18 protein-coding genes are annotated in these 19,813 nt (G+C 53.7%); 2 read left to right on the forward strand and 16 right to left on the reverse strand.

What is annotated here, in order from left to right:
* Positions 1–18: 18 nt before the first annotated feature.
* Positions 19–1,932 (forward strand): ABC transporter ATP-binding protein, encoded by a 1,914-nt coding sequence (locus I6L34_RS21655; protein WP_058057025.1) that lies wholly within the window; start codon positions 19–21, stop codon positions 1,930–1,932.
* 161 nt (positions 1,933–2,093) lie between these two features.
* A complete protein-coding gene (gene rmf, locus I6L34_RS21660; protein WP_010674759.1) occupies positions 2,094–2,270 on the forward strand; it encodes a ribosome modulation factor in 177 nt (58 codons plus the stop codon).
* A gap of 84 nt (positions 2,271–2,354) precedes the next feature.
* Here rmf and fabA read toward each other — a convergent pair whose 3' ends face one another.
* The 16 genes from fabA to I6L34_RS21740 all read right to left on the reverse strand — a co-directional run bounded on the left by fabA (position 2,355) and on the right by I6L34_RS21740 (position 18,912).
* A complete protein-coding gene (gene fabA / locus I6L34_RS21665; RefSeq protein WP_196783564.1) occupies positions 2,355–2,894 on the reverse strand; it encodes a 3-hydroxyacyl-[acyl-carrier-protein] dehydratase FabA in 540 nt (179 codons plus the stop codon).
* 98 nt (positions 2,895–2,992) lie between these two features.
* Positions 2,993–4,969, reverse strand: a complete 1,977-nt coding sequence (locus tag I6L34_RS21670; RefSeq protein ID WP_058057026.1) for a Lon protease family protein — start codon at positions 4,967–4,969, stop codon at positions 2,993–2,995.
* A 251-nt stretch (positions 4,970–5,220) separates the two neighbouring features.
* Positions 5,221–6,543 carry a zonular occludens toxin domain-containing protein gene (locus I6L34_RS21675; RefSeq protein ID WP_216955324.1) on the reverse strand — a complete coding sequence of 441 codons (1,323 nt, stop codon included), beginning with the start codon at positions 6,541–6,543 and terminating at the stop codon, positions 5,221–5,223.
* Positions 6,544–6,945 (reverse strand): DUF2523 family protein, encoded by a 402-nt coding sequence (locus I6L34_RS21680; protein ID WP_201912907.1) that lies wholly within the window; start codon positions 6,943–6,945, stop codon positions 6,544–6,546.
* The gene (locus I6L34_RS21685; protein WP_216955325.1) at positions 6,938–8,278 is read right to left on the reverse strand and encodes a hypothetical protein; all 1,341 of its coding nucleotides are present in this window, start codon (positions 8,276–8,278) and stop codon (positions 6,938–6,940) included. The genes I6L34_RS21680 and I6L34_RS21685 overlap by 8 nt, the downstream gene beginning before the upstream one ends.
* A gap of 121 nt (positions 8,279–8,399) precedes the next feature.
* Positions 8,400–8,636: a hypothetical protein gene (locus I6L34_RS21690; protein WP_201912911.1), complete on the reverse strand. Its 237-nt coding sequence runs from the start codon at positions 8,634–8,636 to the stop codon at positions 8,400–8,402.
* A gap of 274 nt (positions 8,637–8,910) precedes the next feature.
* Positions 8,911–9,279, reverse strand: a complete 369-nt coding sequence (locus I6L34_RS21695) for a hypothetical protein (RefSeq protein WP_216955326.1) — start codon at positions 9,277–9,279, stop codon at positions 8,911–8,913.
* On the reverse strand, positions 9,276–11,168 hold the full coding sequence (locus I6L34_RS21700) for a phage/plasmid replication protein, II/X family (protein WP_216955327.1): 1,893 nt from the start codon (positions 11,166–11,168) through the stop codon (positions 9,276–9,278). The genes I6L34_RS21695 and I6L34_RS21700 overlap by 4 nt, the downstream gene beginning before the upstream one ends.
* Positions 11,169–12,070: 902 nt before the next feature.
* On the reverse strand, positions 12,071–12,298 hold the full coding sequence (locus I6L34_RS21705; protein ID WP_216955328.1) for a hypothetical protein: 228 nt from the start codon (positions 12,296–12,298) through the stop codon (positions 12,071–12,073).
* Positions 12,299–12,306: 8 nt separating this feature from the next.
* A complete protein-coding gene (locus I6L34_RS21710) occupies positions 12,307–12,519 on the reverse strand; it encodes a hypothetical protein (RefSeq protein WP_201912919.1) in 213 nt (70 codons plus the stop codon).
* A gap of 445 nt (positions 12,520–12,964) precedes the next feature.
* Positions 12,965–14,287: a zonular occludens toxin domain-containing protein gene (locus tag I6L34_RS21715; protein WP_216955324.1), complete on the reverse strand. Its 1,323-nt coding sequence runs from the start codon at positions 14,285–14,287 to the stop codon at positions 12,965–12,967.
* The gene (locus I6L34_RS21720) at positions 14,288–14,689 is read right to left on the reverse strand and encodes a DUF2523 family protein (protein WP_201912907.1); all 402 of its coding nucleotides are present in this window, start codon (positions 14,687–14,689) and stop codon (positions 14,288–14,290) included.
* On the reverse strand, positions 14,682–16,022 hold the full coding sequence (locus I6L34_RS21725; RefSeq protein WP_216955325.1) for a hypothetical protein: 1,341 nt from the start codon (positions 16,020–16,022) through the stop codon (positions 14,682–14,684). The genes I6L34_RS21720 and I6L34_RS21725 overlap by 8 nt, the downstream gene beginning before the upstream one ends.
* A 121-nt stretch (positions 16,023–16,143) precedes the next feature.
* Complete coding sequence (locus tag I6L34_RS21730) at positions 16,144–16,380, reverse strand: hypothetical protein (RefSeq protein WP_201912911.1); 237 nt, start codon at positions 16,378–16,380, stop codon at positions 16,144–16,146.
* A gap of 274 nt (positions 16,381–16,654) precedes the next feature.
* Positions 16,655–17,023: a hypothetical protein gene (locus I6L34_RS21735; RefSeq protein WP_216955326.1), complete on the reverse strand. Its 369-nt coding sequence runs from the start codon at positions 17,021–17,023 to the stop codon at positions 16,655–16,657.
* Positions 17,020–18,912 (reverse strand): phage/plasmid replication protein, II/X family, encoded by a 1,893-nt coding sequence (locus tag I6L34_RS21740; RefSeq protein WP_216955327.1) that lies wholly within the window; start codon positions 18,910–18,912, stop codon positions 17,020–17,022. Before I6L34_RS21740 ends, I6L34_RS21735 begins: the two co-directional genes overlap by 4 nt.
* Positions 18,913–19,813: the final 901 nt, after the last annotated feature.

A 19,813-nucleotide genomic window follows, 5' to 3' on the forward strand; every position in this document is an offset into this window, starting at 1 on the left:
ATGAAATAAGGAACACACATGGCTCTTTTAACATTGCACGGCGCATGTCTGTCGTTCAGTGATTTCCCGCTGCTCGACAATGCCGAATTGACCATCGAGCGGGGCGAGCGCCTCTGTCTGGTTGGCCGCAACGGGGCGGGCAAGTCCACCCTGATGAAGGTGATCGCCAGCGAATTGCCGCTGGACGACGGGCGTCTGGTGCTGCAACAAGATTTGAAAGTGACCCGCCTTGAGCAGGATCCGCCTGCTTCCAGCGAGCTGACGGTGTTTGACTATGCCGCCGAAGGACTGGCCGGGGTAGGGGAGCTGCTCAAACAGTATCACCATATCTCCATGGAACTGGCGCATGATCCGTCAGATGCCAACATTCGCAAGATGAGCGAGTTGCAAGAGCAGCTCGACTATCAGAACGGCTGGCAGTTCGAGACCCGCATCAGTCAGGTGTTGACCCTGCTGGGGCTGGATCCCGATGTGACCCTCGATAGCCTCTCCGGTGGCTGGCTGCGCAAAGTGGCGCTGGCCCGTGCGCTGGCTTGCGATCCCGACTTGTTGCTGCTCGATGAGCCGACCAACCACCTGGACATCGAAGCCATCAACTGGCTGGAAGATTTCCTCAAGGATTTTCGTGGCGCCATCGTCTTTATCTCCCATGACCGGGAGTTCATCCACAAGCTGGCAACCCGGATCATCGATCTGGATCGAGGCGCCATCACCTCCTGGCCGGGCAACTACGACGAATACCTGCAGGGGAAAGAGGAGTGGCTGCGGGTCGAAGAGCTGAAAAATGCCGAATTCGACCGTAAGCTGGCCCAGGAAGAGGTGTGGGTGCGTCAGGGTATCAAGGCTCGTCGTACCCGTAACGAAGGCCGGGTGCGCGCCCTTGAAGCGATGCGGATGGAGCGCTCCCAGCGTCGCGAGTTGCAGGGCAAGGCCAAGCTGCAACTGGACGAGGTCAATCGCTCCGGCAAGCTGGTGTTCGAGACCGAAGGGCTTGGGCTGGACTTTGGCGATCGCACCCTGTTCAAGGGGCTCGATCTGCAAGTGCTGCGCGGTGACAAAATTGCGCTGGTCGGCCCCAATGGTTGCGGCAAATCGACCCTGATCAAGCTGTTGCTGGGTCAGCTTGAGCCAACCCGTGGCACCGTCAAGGGGGGCACCAATCTGGAGGTGGCCTACTTCGATCAGTACCGCGAGCAGCTCGACCCCGAGCAGACCGTGGTGGACAACGTGGGGGAGGGTAAGCAGGAGGTGATGGTGCGTGGCCGCTCCCGTCACATTCTTGGTTACCTGCAGGACTTCCTGTTCGAGCCCAAGCGGGCCCGTACGCCGGTCAAGGCGCTCTCCGGTGGCGAGAAGAACCGGCTGCTGCTGGCCAAGCTGTTCCTCAAGCCGAGCAACCTGCTGATCCTCGATGAACCGACCAACGATCTGGATGTGGAAACCCTGGAACTGCTGGAAGAGCTGCTTTCCGACTACCCCGGCACCCTGCTGCTGGTCAGTCACGATCGTCGCTTCATCGACAACACTGTGACCGGCTGCTGGCTGTTTGAAGGGGATGGCCGCATCAGCGATTACGTGGGTGGTTACGCCGACATGATGGCGACCCGAGAACAGCAGAACGCTCAACAACAGGCTAAGAGTGCAGCGGTCAAGGCCCCGGAGCCGGTCGTTGCCGCCGCGCCAGAAGCGCCGAAGAAGAGCAAGAAGCTCTCCTACAAGCTGCAGCTTGAACTGGAAGGGTTGCCCGCTCGTCTCGAACAACTGGAAGCCGAGCTGGATGCGCTGCAAAGCGAGATCAACCAGCCAGGGTTCTTCTCGCTGCCGGCAGATAAAACCCAGCCGAAACTGGATGCGCTCAATGCCGCTGAAGCCGCGCTGGAACAGGCATTTGCTCGCTGGGAAGAGCTGGAAGGACTCAAAAATCAGGAGTAAGTTCCTTGTAATTAAAACTTAATCCAGTTCAGTGCCTTGTGTCACATAGCCCGGTTAGGGTGGAAGTTTTTGTTTGACCCAGTGCGCTCGCAGGAGTAAAGATGAAAGCGACCGATGCAGAATTGGTCGCTTTTTTTGTTCCACGAAGAGGGTCGTAGATGATGAAGAGACAGAAGCGGGACCGTCTGGAAAGAGCTCGTGCTCGTGGTTATCAGGCTGGCGTGGTCGGCAAACAGAAAGAAGCGTGTCCGTATCAATGCCTGGATGCCCGAGGGCATTGGCTTGGTGGTTGGCGTGACGCCATGGAAGGGCGGGGCTCAGGCCTCTTCATGAAGTAGCAGTTACTTCATCACTCATTACAAAAGGAAAGGGGCCGTTGTGGCCCCTTTGCGTTAATGCTGTTTTACCACCAATCAGAGAGATCAGAATGCGGTGGTATCTTTGAACAGGCCCACTTTCAGGTCGGTGGCGCTGTAGATCGGACGGCCGTCAACTTCGACCACACCATCAGCAATCCCCATCACCAGCTTGCGGTTGATGACGCGCTTGAAGGTGATCTTGTAGGTCACTTTCTTGGCAGTCGGCAGGATCTGGCCGGTGAATTTCACTTCACCTACGCCCAGAGCACGACCCTTGCCAGGACCGCCTTTCCAGCCAAGGAAGAAGCCGACGAGCTGCCACATGGCGTCCAGACCGAGACAGCCAGGCATCACAGGATCACCCGGGAAGTGGCAATCGAAGAACCAGAGATCCGGAGTAATGTCGAGCTCAGCCAGGATCTCGCCCTTGCCGTGTTCGCCGCCGTTGTCATTGATCTTGACGATGCGGTCCATCATCAACATGTTGGGGGCAGGCAGCTGACTGTTACCCTCACCAAACAGTTCGCCACGGCTGCAAGCCAGCAGCTCTTCACGGGTAAAAGAGTTCTTGCCCTGTTCGCACAGGGAAAGGCGGGCTTCCATGGTGGTATTGTCTACGGTCACGCGGTATTTCCTTCAAATGGGTCAAAGCCGGGCCAATTTAGCTTACAGTTGTTCGCTAAACAACTCCGATCACTTCATCAGCGGCCAAACAGGCGCCCCAGCAGGGATTGCAGCAGTCCGACTTTGGCAGTGGAGCCGTTCAACTCGTCCAACCGCTCCTGAATACGGCCAAACAGGGTATCGGGCATATCAGGCTCACCGGCGACACAGCCTGTGAGCAACTCGATGGCCTCTTCCACATGATCCACCGGGTGGATGTGGAACTGGCCTGCTTCAACCGCTGCAATCACCTCGTCAGAGAGGTTCAGCTGCTGGATGTTGGTGCCCGGCAAAATGATCCCTTGCTTGCCGGTGATGCCGTGGATTTTGCACACCCGGAAGAAGCCTTCAATCTTCTCGTTCACGCCACCAACGGCCTGCACATTGCCAAACTGATCGACCGCACCGGTCACGGCGAAGTGCTGATAGATAGGCTGGCGGGCGAGGGCAGAGAGCAGGGCACACAAGCCGGTCAGGGAGGCGCTGTCACCGTCAATTTCGTGGTAAGACTGCTCAAACACCAGATTGGCCGACAGAGGGGAGGGGTTCTCTGCACCAAATTTGTTGGAGAGATAGCCGTGGATAATCATCATCGCCTTGGCGTGGATATGACCGGCCAGCTCCGCTTTGCGCTCGATATCCGCCACATCGCCATCACCAAGGTGTACGGTAGCGGTGAGGCGCACCGGTTCACCGAAGTCATAGGGGTGACCGGAGACCTGAATGACCGACAGGCCGTTGATCTGGCCAATCTCTTCGCCATCGGTTTGCAGCAGGATCTGGCCGTCGATAACCCCCTGATCGGACTGCTCAACCAGATAGTTGAGGCGGTAATCCTGCTCTTCCAGTGCGCCGCGAATATGCTCGTCGGTGACCACATCAGATTCCAGCTCCCGGGCCAGACTGTCAGCCATCCGCATGATGGCGGAGAGTTGCACTTCGGAGAGCGACAGCCACTCCTGATGGTCACAGAGGCGGCTGGCATGACGACAAATGGCGGCGAGGGCGGCTGGCGTGAAGTCCAGTAGGCTCCAGCGCTGGCGCAGCCAGGCCAGGTACTGCAGAAATTCCTGCAGATCCTCTTCAATATTCACCTCTGATACCAGATCAGCGCGCAGGAAGATGCGCTCGGACATATCCCGATCCAGCATCTGGAACTCGGCCACGTCCAGTCGGTCACCCACCAGGATCAGCTTGAGCTTGATGGGGGTCGCTTCAGGCGCGAAGAAGGGGGTCAGAGTTTTCCCTTCCTGATAGGCGTTCCAGTCCAGCTCACCTTTTTGCATGGCATTTTTCAGTTTGAACCAGAGGTGCGGCTGATCCAGCAGCTCATCCAGTTGCAAAATGAGGTAACCGCCGTTGGCTTCGCGCAGCAAGCCAGGCTCCAACAGGTGCTGGTTGGCATAGACAGAGCCTTGTTCTGTCTGGTAATTGATGGAGCCAAACAGGGTATCCCAGTTGAGATCACGGCCATAAATCACCGGCGCTTCCTGCGCTTCGTGATGGATCAACAGGTTGATCAGAATGGGGTGCTGGAATTCCAGACCCAATGCCACGTGAGCCGCCAGGTCGGAGAGGAAATCATCGATTTTCGGATCATTGTTCTGCTTGCGCATGATGCGGGTCACGATGCGTTCGGCATCGAGATGGTGGCTCAACAGCTTGAGCAGCTCGCCAACCATTTCGCAAAACTCAACGCCGGTGCCCGGTTGCAGGCGCAGCCAGATAGGCTTGTAGGGGTTGTTCAGATTCTCGGTGTAGCAGAGATCAAACAGGTCACCATCCTTGCCATTGGAGTCGGCAATCAGCGTCTGGCAAACTCCTTCGTAATCTGCACCGGGGAACCCGTTGAGCAGCATGACCGGACAGTCACCATCAAAACTGGCAAGACGTTTGATGCCGGAAATGGCTCTGGGTTGCAGCGCAGCAAAGGGGATAGGTTCAAGCTCGCTGAGCTTGGGGAACTGTTCAATCGCAAAAGCGGGTTTTAATTGTTCTGATGTTAATTCAGCCACTTAAGACATCCGGTCGAAGATAGGATCAATTGTTGCCATTATACACAGTTCAATAAGTGGTGACAGGAAACAAGATTCTTAATTTAACATAATATACATTATGCGCAGTTGTGGCTTGTTTGAGGGGCTATGGGGGGTTGTGCCGGGTCTGGTGCCGATAACTAGCTTTATCGGCAACAACAGCACCGGGCGCACGGCCCTTGTCGCTCAGCCCGCTTCGCGGGCCGAGCGCCCGGTGCTTTATGTTTTGATTAGCTGGGTTTCGTCAGGTTGGCTAACTGGACGACATTGCCGGGCAAGACGTTCTGCGGTGTGCTGGGCTGACTGTAGATCCGTGGCGCACAGTTCACGACCATCGCACGGCCAGCCCGGTCAGTGACTACCGAATAGCAGTCCCCGAGATAATCCACCTTGTAACCCATGTTCACCAAGTCATCAGAGTTAAACGCGAGTTCCTGCTGGCCACGAACGCCAGAGAAGATCACCAGTCCCTCAAACCGCCCCATGTAGATGGCACCACTAGACCCGGTGACGAACAGCTCCGTGACCTGATAAGGCATTACGAAAGAAGACTGACTGCTCCCGTTGCCAGCATTCTGGTTAGAAACAGGCACAGCCACAGAACCAGAAGACGCAGAACTACCACCCGAAGTAACCACAGTATGCCCGTTCTCAGATACCGGAGGGTCAGACGCAAGCCGCGAATAAAAGAAATAACCCCAGTACACAAGAATGAGCGGCAGAAATACAAACATGACAAAGCGGACTTTAAACGAGGATAACGGCCCGCCAGATTGGCCGGACTTTGTAATAGAACCTGTTTGAGTGGACTTATATAGCATATGCACAGCCAGCGGCACATGCCTTTTAAACGTGACACTCTGCTTGGTCGGAATTCCGTTTTCGAGGGGGTTGTGTTCATAGATGCGAGGTTTCCGTTTAGAAAGAAAAAAAGAGTCTTTGCTGGAATACGCAAAGGCTACTTCGCAGCAGGCCCGAACCGGACGAGGGATAGAGTTAATATCGGGAGTTGCAAATACAACATCCCAGTTATAGTGGCGGTGACGCATGAAAGATTCTTTCGGCGTGGTCGGGTAAATAATCTGTCCCCGGTCATCAAATACCACCCTCCCCGTATCATCCATGTCACACTCATCAATGGCGTCAGGCTTATAGCTTTCAAGCATATCCTTGAATAGCTGAATAAAGTCTTTAGGTAATACCTCGCTGTAAGTATCAATCGGTTTAAGGTCGTACTCCTTCTGTCCCTTAAACACATCCCGGTCATATATATCCTGACACTCATCAATAAAGACAAATGCGCCAATAGGCATCCAATGATGCCAACGACGCCATAACTCCTGATATCTCGGGTCTTGAGAACTAATACGAAACAGGCGTGCCGTATCTGGGAATTTCTCGCCCAAGAACTCCTCTATACGATGCAAGGGATACATCCCGGCAGCATTGGTAACAACAAGACGGCCAGCGCGAAGGGCTGGCAATAAACGATACCAAATAACCGAACTGGACTTATAAGAACCGTTATGCCCGTGCTCAATAACGATTGCCATTTACCACCCCATGATGTTCATAACAAAGCGTGTGATATACACGTTAATCAACAAATTAAGGCCATTGGCAAACCCTAACTCTTGCAAGGCCCAACGTACCCCCTCGGGCATCTGAGAAATAGACGACAGCAAATAGGCACTGATATTGATATCGGTGGCTATCTGCTTGGCAACCAGATACGCGAACTTAATCATATGCAACTTGGCGGTTAACATCGCCAAGGTGTAATACTCAACCCCCCAAGCAACAAAACGGTGAAATATCCCCGGCACTTCTTCGGTAATAGCATAATGCAGGTCGTTGAGTTGCTGGCCAACGTAGTCCAAGAAGGACGAAGAGCTATCGGCCGCAAAGGCGACCGACGGCAGAACGAGAAGGGCCACAATAATCAGGTTACGCATTCTTCCTTCCTCCCATCAGAATAGAAAAGGCAACCAGCACAGCCAAAAACCAAATGGCTGTCCGGGGGCCAGAATTAAAAAACAGTTCCAAGTTTGATTTGCCGCTTAAATCAACCTTAACGCCATGAATATCCTGATAGTCATTGTTATAGGTGCCGCTAATCGTCAGTTCCTCAGAGATAAACACGGACTTAACGTCCCTCATTACGTCGGTGATCTCCCCATCCTTGGCCTCGATCTGCTTCTTCACATCAGCAATGGATTCCTCAGAGAAGACCGAGGACAAGCCAGAACCGGAGCTAACAGGGGGCTTGGTGAAGTCACACAACGGGCCTTCGCAAGGCTTATCACCACCCTCGCCTCCCTCACCACCACCAGTACCACCACCCTCGCCCAGTTTGTCGAGCTTGCCGGATATATCATTCAAGAGCTGATTTGTATCCATCATGCCCCTCATGTAAGGGCTATAACGACCGCCAAACAATTCATTTAATTTGCTGATATCCTCTTCCATATTGTAAATGGAATTAAGAGCCGCATCAGGTAATCCACTACCACCACTATTATTACCGCCACCGTTATTATTGCCACCACCATTGTTTGGCCCCCATTCAAGAATGCCATGTATTTGAGAAACCAAATCGCGCATATTGCTGTAATAGTATTGGGCCTTCTCACGGTCTTGGTTCATTTCATTAAGCCAGAAAGAATGGTCTAAAACCCGACTTTGATTTAGCTTCATGAGTTGAGCGTTAAGGGTTTCATTACCCTGACCAATGGCATTAGCAAGATTTGCAGTGTTATTAGCAATGCGCTTTAAATCCTGACTGGATTCTGAAAGGTATCTAGAGGCATCAAAAGAAAAAGAATCAAACTTTCTTGAGAAATCCTTAATCTCTCCAGAAACTTTATCAGACGCCACGCGAACGTTATTTGAAACAACGTTAAAGCCTTTGCCTAAATCGGCATGGCTATTTTGACCAACCCACAGCTCGCCCATATTAACAACACCATTGCCACCTGTAGCGGTGCCATCTTCACCAACAGGAGGATTTGGATCTTTCCCAGGGCCGTTATTATCATTGGGAGTACACTCTTGGCCGCTAGAAAAGTAAGGGCCACGGGTAGGAGGAACGGCGTTAGGCAGCTCAACACAAACAGAGCCATTCTCACTCCCACCGCAATAGGCATAACAACCGCCCAGTGTAGAACCCGAGTAAACATAGCAAATGGGATTTGGTGAAACGATATGAGCAGAACCGTAATTTACGCCGGGGGCACAGCCAGCGAACGCGGCAAAAGGGGAAAACAGCAAAGGTAAGAAATAACGCATGGTGACACCTAATTAAAAAGGGGCCGAAGCCCCCCAGTTCAGGAGGTGAACACCCCCGCTAAAAAGGCAGCCCCAAACACGAACGCGCCAGCGGCGGCAAGAATGGCGGCTACCAACATACTTATTTACGCAGCCAGGAAACGATCATGCCTACGCAGAACCCGAGCGCGGCCACGGTGATAACACCAGCGGTCACGGTGCCATAGTTGGCAGTACCGGAAGCAATGGCGTCGTTGATGGCCTTGGTGATACCAGCCTCATCAGCGCGCGCAGCTGTTGCAACAAAAGGTGCTGCAATAACAGCGGGGACGGTGGCTTTTTTCATACCAGCAGCAAACAGTTGATTGATCTTTTCCATGATAGTTTCCCTCAAAGTTAACGGCCCAGCTTGCGAGCAATAAGGCCAGTGAAATACCCCCCAAGGAACAGGAGGATAAAATACAGAACAAACGCGCCGAATATCTCGGGGTCAAACCCAAATAAATCAGCGGTTGCAAATACCCGGTCTAATTCCGAAGGAGTTAGCAGGGTATAAACTAACGACCCGTCCGCGCTCGTTTGTGGGCAAACATCAAGATGTTCGACCCGTGTTACCCCTGTAGTGGAATCAACAAAAAAGCACGGACGGGGCATTAGAATTTCTCCGCAACCTTCCCGCCCTGACTGGCGACCTTGATCGCCTCATCGAGGGGAAGTTTCTTGCCGTTCGGGACGAAGCCAACAACAGTCGGCTTGGAACCCTTGAGGCTAAACGAGAGTTGGAATTCAAACTCGGCATTGCCGGGCACCAGTTCGCCGGAACGAACAGCGGCGTGGATGGACTTGGCCAGCTTGTTACCATCAGAGGTATCGACGGTGATCTTACCGAGATCGCACCCGGCAAAACCGTCACGTACGTCGATAGCGTCTTCGATAACGTGGATATGAGCCCACGAGTTACCGCCGTCGCTCTCATCCATCTGCCCATAACGGACGTTCACAAAGTTCACGGTTTGCTTCATGCCAGACATTGGTTTTCCCCTTGCTTGATGTTGCGGCCACGGGAATCAGTGGCCCGGTGTGCCCAGAACCAGAGGCGATCCAAACGCCGCTTGGTATGGGTGATTCGTTCACGGAGTTTGACCGCCGTAGCGATCTTGTCCGGGTCTTGTTCGGCGTCGGCCAGCTGACTACGCAGCGAGTCGAGAATGATGGACAGCTTGCGATGCTCGGTTTGCGCATATGACCGGGCATCAAATTCGGGGGCCGATTTGGTGCCGAGATAAGCGGCAAAGTCATCAAGCAACTCATCGTCAGAACCGTATGCAGGGGTTCGCTGGTCAGGAACGGGGATGTCATGCTTTTCGTGATAGGCAAAGATGTCGCCCCGGATAAGCTCGAACGACCCGTCATCGAACACAGCCAGGTGCAGTTGTTCGTTGTCGTTGATGCGCAGCGGACGGCCTGCGAGAAGATGCTGGACGGAAGCCTCGGCAGCAGAAAGATCCACATAGGATCCAACCGCCTTTTGGATGAGCTGCTCACGGGACTGGCCGAACGACTGGACGAAGCCACGCCCGAACTTATCGCCGATGCTGAGGATGTCGCCCTGCTTATCGAGCACCGTGCCCACGGGCTCAACGTAGGAGGCCGGACGCTGTGCGTCGAAGTCCATGCGAATGAGGTGCAACAGCTTGAGGGTCTGGCGCTTCTTCAGGTTCTGGAGCTGGGCCTTGGTCAAGCCGATAGCCAAGAGGCAGTTCACAGCATCATAGAAGGTGCTGGAGGCGGTAAGGCGCTTGGTCTTGTCCCATCCGTCAGTGGCCAGACTGCGATAGAACAACATCAAGCGATCCGCTCTGGCGTAACTCCACTTCTCAGTGATGGTGCCATCGTGATTGGTAATGAGCTTGCAGCGGCCATAGTGCTTGCGCAGCTGCTCTTGCACCCGGCTGTTCTGGGTCAACGAGACCTTGGTTGCACCAAGGGCCGCGAACATCTCGGAGAAGAGATCCCGCCATGCCCACTCACAGAACGAGAGGCCATCATTGGCCGGGTCGCTCTCGAAGTGACCAACGAACGTCAGGAACTGCCACACGTTGCGGGGGATCTTGTTGCGCTCAAACCACCGGGTAAGTGCCCTCCCCTCAAACCGGAGGCGGTTAGCGGCGAAGGCGTTTAGCTCGGGGTCTTCGAGGCTCTTGATCACCGGGTCATAGCGGGTGGTCTTCTCGGTACGTGCTGCCCGCTTGAGCTGCTCAAGCTGGTGCTGCATCTCGTTGTGCTTGGCGTAGACGACCAGAACGCGAGTCCGCCCGGCATCCTGCTGGTCTTGACTGCGCTTGTTGAAATAGATGGTGCTCTCATAGTCCGCCTCTTTGGCGGCCCGCAAGTGACGGTGTGAGAGATTACCGATTGCCGAGAGGCAGTTAGCCAGCGTCTCGGCGTCAGGAAGTTGGATGGAGTAAGTAACGTCTACGCGGCGAATGTGGGCATTGCCCCAGTCGAGCATCTCAGCGACTCGGGGTAGTGCTCTAGCGAAGGCCGCGAGTAGTTCGAGGATACCAACAGCAGCATTACTCGACCCGTAGACGTTGTGACCTTGCAGCAACTTAGCCGGTGATGCTTTGAGAGCAATGCAAGGCCAACTGCGCTTGAGATGGGCCTGATGGAGCTTGCAGGCGATGTCTGTGAACGAGCTAGGGAGTGACTCCCAAGGGTGGTAGAGATCATGGAGGGCGCCCTCTCTGTCAATGGCGAAGTCAACACGTCTGGAGCCAAGAGTTAAACCACGGCGTCCGCACTCTTCTAGGTCAACCATCCCCACGATGTCGGCAGAGCCAGCGCCTACACGCTGAGTGGTACACCACCTATCGGCGAAGGGTACATGGATTTCCCAAAAGTCGTACATACCTATGTGATTTCCCGGCAATTATTTAACGCATGCGCGCATGTGATTGAAAAATCATACGGGGATCGCATGCACCATGCAAGCATGGTGAACACAAAAAACTAGCATGCTGTAGACTTGTGTTCAGGTAGTGAGGAATGAATCAGGAGGCTAAGTGAGCAAACCACAGAGAGAAGACACGACCGTTCGGATAAATGGCCCCCGCCGTATGAGGCTGGAGCGGAAAGCGATAGAGACGAGTTTCAAGTGCAGCTCAACGGTGAAGATGAGCGACATAGTGAACTGGTTGATAGATAACAGGTTGGAAGAGGCAGCAAACGCCATCGAGCGAGAGAGGAAAGGAATGACCAGTTAACCCCCCTTTACTCCCTGCCGTCGTTTTAACACACCATATCAAAGCTAACACACTGAAAAACAATAAAAATTGGCCCGAGGTATCGTCCGGCTCTCGGAGTCAAAGCCACAGTTAGAGTACGTGGCCGTCTCAACTCCCGCCCCGGCCCCCATTCGGGGGCCCAGTTCAGGCCTTACGTGAAAATTTTAACGTAACGAAGACCCCAGCCTTGAACCCGCTGCCCGCAAGCGGGCCAACCCTCTCTGCTGATGGCCCAGCCTTCCGGGGCATCAAAGACGGTTTGGCAGGAAGGGGGGGTGTTACTGCCTCTGGTAAGCACTCCAAAGAAGTTTCGGCGGGCCTACCACTTTCCCGAATATGGGCAACTGGGGGCCGCCTTATACTCGCTTGCACTTCGTGCGCTCGTTTGCTGCGGTGGGTCACAAGGAGATGGGGGGAAGCTGGAATGATAGCAGGCGGTCGTCCTGCAGCGAGCTGGCCAAGGCCGAACGCGCGAGAGGGTGATAGCAAAAAGTCGCCCCGGGTTTATCCTGGGCGACTTGTTTTGCTACAAGAGGTCGAACTGATCACGGGCGGCCTTGTACCGCTGGACAACATCGCGGTACTGGGCGAACTCACGCTGTAGGGCGTCCAGTTCGGCCCGCTGCCGCTCGATAGTCTCACGCAGCTGGACATAAGAACATGCGGCGGCCATGACGGCCTTGGAGGCGGCAGTCTCCCCGGTTACCCGCTTCAACTGCTCGACGGCCTCATCCTGCTGTGGATCCAATCGCAAAGTAAGGATCATGCTTTACCCCTGACATACTGACGAATGATGGACTTCACCTGTACGACGCTTGCAGCGACAGGCACAGAGAGGTTGTCCACCTCTGAACGATCCAAGTAGACGAGCACCTGCTGGTCACCCTTGAACCAAAAGAACTCAAGTTGGCGCTCAACCCATGCAGCATCAAGAACGCCTGAACGGTAATCAAAATTGATGGTTGCCTTGGACATTTGGTATCACTCCGTTGACGGGCTGAGTCGCCCCACTAAGGTAATGATAGCAAAATGCAGGGCCGCGGTCTAGCTCGATGTGCTGTTTTGATAGCAAATGTTTGTCCAGGTAGCGCGCCGGCGACGGGAATTTGATAGCAAACCACAGCTGCGCATAACACAGATTATGTTACGGGCGCTCGGTCGTTGCGACGATGCCAGCGAGCTGGCCCACGTAGCGGCCTAGTCGCGTCCCCCTGCCCCTTCGGGATGGTCGCAGGGGGAAGACCACTCAACATAATGCTGAACGACATTATGCGCAGTTGTGGCTTGTTTGAGGGGCTATGGGGGGTTGTGCCGGGTCTGGTGCCGATAACTAGCTTTATCGGCAACAACAGCACCGGGCGCACGGCCCTTGTCGCTCAGCCCGCTTCGCGGGCCGAGCGCCCGGTGCTTTATGTTTTGATTAGCTGGGTTTCGTCAGGTTGGCTAACTGGACGACATTGCCGGGCAAGACGTTCTGCGGTGTGCTGGGCTGACTGTAGATCCGTGGCGCACAGTTCACGACCATCGCACGGCCAGCCCGGTCAGTGACTACCGAATAGCAGTCCCCGAGATAATCCACCTTGTAACCCATGTTCACCAAGTCATCAGAGTTAAACGCGAGTTCCTGCTGGCCACGAACGCCAGAGAAGATCACCAGTCCCTCAAACCGCCCCATGTAGATGGCACCACTAGACCCGGTGACGAACAGCTCCGTGACCTGATAAGGCATTACGAAAGAAGACTGACTGCTCCCGTTGCCAGCATTCTGGTTAGAAACAGGCACAGCCACAGAACCAGAAGACGCAGAACTACCACCCGAAGTAACCACAGTATGCCCGTTCTCAGATACCGGAGGGTCAGACGCAAGCCGCGAATAAAAGAAATAACCCCAGTACACAAGAATGAGCGGCAGAAATACAAACATGACAAAGCGGACTTTAAACGAGGATAACGGCCCGCCAGATTGGCCGGACTTTGTAATAGAACCTGTTTGAGTGGACTTATATAGCATATGCACAGCCAGCGGCACATGCCTTTTAAACGTGACACTCTGCTTGGTCGGAATTCCGTTTTCGAGGGGGTTGTGTTCATAGATGCGAGGTTTCCGTTTAGAAAGAAAAAAAGAGTCTTTGCTGGAATACGCAAAGGCTACTTCGCAGCAGGCCCGAACCGGACGAGGGATAGAGTTAATATCGGGAGTTGCAAATACAACATCCCAGTTATAGTGGCGGTGACGCATGAAAGATTCTTTCGGCGTGGTCGGGTAAATAATCTGTCCCCGGTCATCAAATACCACCCTCCCCGTATCATCCATGTCACACTCATCAATGGCGTCAGGCTTATAGCTTTCAAGCATATCCTTGAATAGCTGAATAAAGTCTTTAGGTAATACCTCGCTGTAAGTATCAATCGGTTTAAGGTCGTACTCCTTCTGTCCCTTAAACACATCCCGGTCATATATATCCTGACACTCATCAATAAAGACAAATGCGCCAATAGGCATCCAATGATGCCAACGACGCCATAACTCCTGATATCTCGGGTCTTGAGAACTAATACGAAACAGGCGTGCCGTATCTGGGAATTTCTCGCCCAAGAACTCCTCTATACGATGCAAGGGATACATCCCGGCAGCATTGGTAACAACAAGACGGCCAGCGCGAAGGGCTGGCAATAAACGATACCAAATAACCGAACTGGACTTATAAGAACCGTTATGCCCGTGCTCAATAACGATTGCCATTTACCACCCCATGATGTTCATAACAAAGCGTGTGATATACACGTTAATCAACAAATTAAGGCCATTGGCAAACCCTAACTCTTGCAAGGCCCAACGTACCCCCTCGGGCATCTGAGAAATAGACGACAGCAAATAGGCACTGATATTGATATCGGTGGCTATCTGCTTGGCAACCAGATACGCGAACTTAATCATATGCAACTTGGCGGTTAACATCGCCAAGGTGTAATACTCAACCCCCCAAGCAACAAAACGGTGAAATATCCCCGGCACTTCTTCGGTAATAGCATAATGCAGGTCGTTGAGTTGCTGGCCAACGTAGTCCAAGAAGGACGAAGAGCTATCGGCCGCAAAGGCGACCGACGGCAGAACGAGAAGGGCCACAATAATCAGGTTACGCATTCTTCCTTCCTCCCATCAGAATAGAAAAGGCAACCAGCACAGCCAAAAACCAAATGGCTGTCCGGGGGCCAGAATTAAAAAACAGTTCCAAGTTTGATTTGCCGCTTAAATCAACCTTAACGCCATGAATATCCTGATAGTCATTGTTATAGGTGCCGCTAATCGTCAGTTCCTCAGAGATAAACACGGACTTAACGTCCCTCATTACGTCGGTGATCTCCCCATCCTTGGCCTCGATCTGCTTCTTCACATCAGCAATGGATTCCTCAGAGAAGACCGAGGACAAGCCAGAACCGGAGCTAACAGGGGGCTTGGTGAAGTCACACAACGGGCCTTCGCAAGGCTTATCACCACCCTCGCCTCCCTCACCACCACCAGTACCACCACCCTCGCCCAGTTTGTCGAGCTTGCCGGATATATCATTCAAGAGCTGATTTGTATCCATCATGCCCCTCATGTAAGGGCTATAACGACCGCCAAACAATTCATTTAATTTGCTGATATCCTCTTCCATATTGTAAATGGAATTAAGAGCCGCATCAGGTAATCCACTACCACCACTATTATTACCGCCACCGTTATTATTGCCACCACCATTGTTTGGCCCCCATTCAAGAATGCCATGTATTTGAGAAACCAAATCGCGCATATTGCTGTAATAGTATTGGGCCTTCTCACGGTCTTGGTTCATTTCATTAAGCCAGAAAGAATGGTCTAAAACCCGACTTTGATTTAGCTTCATGAGTTGAGCGTTAAGGGTTTCATTACCCTGACCAATGGCATTAGCAAGATTTGCAGTGTTATTAGCAATGCGCTTTAAATCCTGACTGGATTCTGAAAGGTATCTAGAGGCATCAAAAGAAAAAGAATCAAACTTTCTTGAGAAATCCTTAATCTCTCCAGAAACTTTATCAGACGCCACGCGAACGTTATTTGAAACAACGTTAAAGCCTTTGCCTAAATCGGCATGGCTATTTTGACCAACCCACAGCTCGCCCATATTAACAACACCATTGCCACCTGTAGCGGTGCCATCTTCACCAACAGGAGGATTTGGATCTTTCCCAGGGCCGTTATTATCATTGGGAGTACACTCTTGGCCGCTAGAAAAGTAAGGGCCACGGGTAGGAGGAACGGCGTTAGGCAGCTCAACACAAACAGAGCCATTCTCACTCCCACCGCAATAGGCATAACAACCGCCCAGTGTAGAACCCGAGTAAACATAGCAAATGGGATTTGGTGAAACGATATGAGCAGAACCGTAATTTACGCCGGGGGCACAGCCAGCGAACGCGGCAAAAGGGGAAAACAGCAAAGGTAAGAAATAACGCATGGTGACACCTAATTAAAAAGGGGCCGAAGCCCCCCAGTTCAGGAGGTGAACACCCCCGCTAAAAAGGCAGCCCCAAACACGAACGCGCCAGCGGCGGCAAGAATGGCGGCTACCAACATACTTATTTACGCAGCCAGGAAACGATCATGCCTACGCAGAACCCGAGCGCGGCCACGGTGATAACACCAGCGGTCACGGTGCCATAGTTGGCAGTACCGGAAGCAATGGCGTCGTTGATGGCCTTGGTGATACCAGCCTCATCAGCGCGCGCAGCTGTTGCAACAAAAGGTGCTGCAATAACAGCGGGGACGGTGGCTTTTTTCATACCAGCAGCAAACAGTTGATTGATCTTTTCCATGATAGTTTCCCTCAAAGTTAACGGCCCAGCTTGCGAGCAATAAGGCCAGTGAAATACCCCCCAAGGAACAGGAGGATAAAATACAGAACAAACGCGCCGAATATCTCGGGGTCAAACCCAAATAAATCAGCGGTTGCAAATACCCGGTCTAATTCCGAAGGAGTTAGCAGGGTATAAACTAACGACCCGTCCGCGCTCGTTTGTGGGCAAACATCAAGATGTTCGACCCGTGTTACCCCTGTAGTGGAATCAACAAAAAAGCACGGACGGGGCATTAGAATTTCTCCGCAACCTTCCCGCCCTGACTGGCGACCTTGATCGCCTCATCGAGGGGAAGTTTCTTGCCGTTCGGGACGAAGCCAACAACAGTCGGCTTGGAACCCTTGAGGCTAAACGAGAGTTGGAATTCAAACTCGGCATTGCCGGGCACCAGTTCGCCGGAACGAACAGCGGCGTGGATGGACTTGGCCAGCTTGTTACCATCAGAGGTATCGACGGTGATCTTACCGAGATCGCACCCGGCAAAACCGTCACGTACGTCGATAGCGTCTTCGATAACGTGGATATGAGCCCACGAGTTACCGCCGTCGCTCTCATCCATCTGCCCATAACGGACGTTCACAAAGTTCACGGTTTGCTTCATGCCAGACATTGGTTTTCCCCTTGCTTGATGTTGCGGCCACGGGAATCAGTGGCCCGGTGTGCCCAGAACCAGAGGCGATCCAAACGCCGCTTGGTATGGGTGATTCGTTCACGGAGTTTGACCGCCGTAGCGATCTTGTCCGGGTCTTGTTCGGCGTCGGCCAGCTGACTACGCAGCGAGTCGAGAATGATGGACAGCTTGCGATGCTCGGTTTGCGCATATGACCGGGCATCAAATTCGGGGGCCGATTTGGTGCCGAGATAAGCGGCAAAGTCATCAAGCAACTCATCGTCAGAACCGTATGCAGGGGTTCGCTGGTCAGGAACGGGGATGTCATGCTTTTCGTGATAGGCAAAGATGTCGCCCCGGATAAGCTCGAACGACCCGTCATCGAACACAGCCAGGTGCAGTTGTTCGTTGTCGTTGATGCGCAGCGGACGGCCTGCGAGAAGATGCTGGACGGAAGCCTCGGCAGCAGAAAGATCCACATAGGATCCAACCGCCTTTTGGATGAGCTGCTCACGGGACTGGCCGAACGACTGGACGAAGCCACGCCCGAACTTATCGCCGATGCTGAGGATGTCGCCCTGCTTATCGAGCACCGTGCCCACGGGCTCAACGTAGGAGGCCGGACGCTGTGCGTCGAAGTCCATGCGAATGAGGTGCAACAGCTTGAGGGTCTGGCGCTTCTTCAGGTTCTGGAGCTGGGCCTTGGTCAAGCCGATAGCCAAGAGGCAGTTCACAGCATCATAGAAGGTGCTGGAGGCGGTAAGGCGCTTGGTCTTGTCCCATCCGTCAGTGGCCAGACTGCGATAGAACAACATCAAGCGATCCGCTCTGGCGTAACTCCACTTCTCAGTGATGGTGCCATCGTGATTGGTAATGAGCTTGCAGCGGCCATAGTGCTTGCGCAGCTGCTCTTGCACCCGGCTGTTCTGGGTCAACGAGACCTTGGTTGCACCAAGGGCCGCGAACATCTCGGAGAAGAGATCCCGCCATGCCCACTCACAGAACGAGAGGCCATCATTGGCCGGGTCGCTCTCGAAGTGACCAACGAACGTCAGGAACTGCCACACGTTGCGGGGGATCTTGTTGCGCTCAAACCACCGGGTAAGTGCCCTCCCCTCAAACCGGAGGCGGTTAGCGGCGAAGGCGTTTAGCTCGGGGTCTTCGAGGCTCTTGATCACCGGGTCATAGCGGGTGGTCTTCTCGGTACGTGCTGCCCGCTTGAGCTGCTCAAGCTGGTGCTGCATCTCGTTGTGCTTGGCGTAGACGACCAGAACGCGAGTCCGCCCGGCATCCTGCTGGTCTTGACTGCGCTTGTTGAAATAGATGGTGCTCTCATAGTCCGCCTCTTTGGCGGCCCGCAAGTGACGGTGTGAGAGATTACCGATTGCCGAGAGGCAGTTAGCCAGCGTCTCGGCGTCAGGAAGTTGGATGGAGTAAGTAACGTCTACGCGGCGAATGTGGGCATTGCCCCAGTCGAGCATCTCAGCGACTCGGGGTAGTGCTCTAGCGAAGGCCGCGAGTAGTTCGAGGATACCAACAGCAGCATTACTCGACCCGTAGACGTTGTGACCTTGCAGCAACTTAGCCGGTGATGCTTTGAGAGCAATGCAAGGCCAACTGCGCTTGAGATGGGCCTGATGGAGCTTGCAGGCGATGTCTGTGAACGAGCTAGGGAGTGACTCCCAAGGGTGGTAGAGATCATGGAGGGCGCCCTCTCTGTCAATGGCGAAGTCAACACGTCTGGAGCCAAGAGTTAAACCACGGCGTCCGCACTCTTCTAGGTCAACCATCCCCACGATGTCGGCAGAGCCAGCGCCTACACGCTGAGTGGTACACCACCTATCGGCGAAGGGTACATGGATTTCCCAAAAGTCGTACATACCTATGTGATTTCCCGGCAATTATTTAACGCATGCGCGCATGTGATTGAAAAATCATACGGGGATCGCATGCACCATGCAAGCATGGTGAACACAAAAAACTAGCATGCTGTAGACTTGTGTTCAGGTAGTGAGGAATGAATCAGGAGGCTAAGTGAGCAAACCACAGAGAGAAGACACGACCGTTCGGATAAATGGCCCCCGCCGTATGAGGCTGGAGCGGAAAGCGATAGAGACGAGTTTCAAGTGCAGCTCAACGGTGAAGATGAGCGACATAGTGAACTGGTTGATAGATAACAGGTTGGAAGAGGCAGCAAACGCCATCGAGCGAGAGAGGAAAGGAATGACCAGTTAACCCCCCTTTACTCCCTGCCGTCGTTTTAACACACCATATCAAAGCTAACACACTGAAAAACAATAAAAATTGGCCCGAGGTATCGTCCGGCTCTCGGAGTCAAAGCCACAGTTAGAGTACGTGGCCGTCTCAACTCCCGCCCCGGCCCCCATTCGGGGGCCCAGTTCAGGCCTTACGTGAAAATTTTAACGTAACGAAGACCCCAGCCTTGAACCCGCTGCCCGCAAGCGGGCCAACCCTCTCTGCTGATGGCCCAGCCTTCCGGGGCATCAAAGACGGTTTGGCAGGAAGGGGGGGTGTTACTGCCTCTGGTAAGCACTCCAAAGAAGTTTCGGCGGGCCTACCACTTTCCCGAATATGGGCAACTGGGGGCCGCCTTATACTCGCTTGCACTTCGTGCGCTCGTTTGCTGCGGTGGGTCACAAGGAGATGGGGGGAAGCTGGAATGATAGCAGGCGGTCGTCCTGCAGCGAGCTGGCCAAGGCCGAACGCGCGAGAGGGTGATAGCAAAAAGTCGCCCCGGGTTTATCCTGGGCGACTTGTTTT

Source organism: Aeromonas sp. FDAARGOS 1404 (assembly GCF_019047085.1).
GTDB classification, from domain to species: domain Bacteria; phylum Pseudomonadota; class Gammaproteobacteria; order Enterobacterales; family Aeromonadaceae; genus Aeromonas; species Aeromonas veronii.